Raw genomic sequence first — 855 nt, 5'->3', positions numbered from 1 at the left:
GTCAGATGGCATATTGATTTACCTACTCTTAGTTGGCTTACTTATATCTAATTTAATCTTCCGTAGAAGGCTGCCTACGGTTCTCGAGACTGGTGCTAGGACTGAATGGTATATTAAAACGGCCATAGTCCTGTTGGGGCCCTTATTGGTGCATCATCGTTAAAGTATATAACGCTAGCTGTAACTTTAGTTGAAAGATCATTAATAGCCATAATTGCAGCATACTTAATATATTGGCCAATATCATACATAATATCTTATAAGGTATTTAAACTGAACATGAAATGGGCTGCAACATTATCCTCAGGAGTAAGCATATGCGGTGTATCAGCCGCGATAGCCACGGCAGCTGCCATAGGCGCCCCCTCAGTGATCCCAGCGACGATATCATCAATAATAGTGTTATTTACAGTAGTGGAATTAGTGATATTGCCCTTTGCAGCATCGGCGTTCCTCAAGTTTTGCTGGAGCTTACCCAGTAACCCATGATTCAATAAGGGTAGGATGCAGCTTCAGGACCATAGTTAATAATGTGAGGAAGATTATTGATTTAAAGAGGAAATTAGGGAGTGATGTTAAGGTTGTAGCAAACTATATCATGGCATCCATGAACATTCATGAGTTAGTTGACTACATAGAATTATGCTATGAATTAGGCTTTGAGGAAGTGGTGCTTAATAATTTAACATGCATATTAAGTAAGCAAATGTTCGCATGGAAAGTTTTCACAGATCCGGTGGAACAAGGACCAGGAATCATTAACCATATAATTGACGTCGCTACGAGAAGGGCTAGGGGAACTAGGCATAAGGATCTTTGCGTACCCACTTAATTGCTGGGAATTATCAGAATGCC

At 40.1% G+C, this 855-nt stretch carries 2 protein-coding genes; both read left to right on the top strand.

Going from position 1 to position 855, the window contains the following annotated elements; genetic code table 11:
* The first annotated feature begins 144 nt into the window (after positions 1 to 144).
* A complete protein-coding gene (locus BP896_RS09080; protein WP_349681948.1) occupies positions 145 to 489 on the top strand; it encodes a putative sulfate exporter family transporter in 345 nt (114 codons plus the stop codon).
* Entirely contained in the window at positions 437 to 832 is a 396-nt protein-coding gene (locus tag BP896_RS09075; protein WP_291767719.1) for a hypothetical protein, read from the top strand. The genes BP896_RS09080 and BP896_RS09075 overlap by 53 nt, the downstream gene beginning before the upstream one ends.
* Positions 833 to 855: the final 23 nt, after the last annotated feature.

This window comes from Caldivirga sp. UBA161 (assembly GCF_002506515.1).
GTDB lineage: Archaea > Thermoproteota > Thermoprotei > Thermoproteales > Thermocladiaceae > Caldivirga.
Note: the sequence above shows the minus strand (reverse complement) of the source record. Positions and strands in the feature narration are given on the sequence as shown.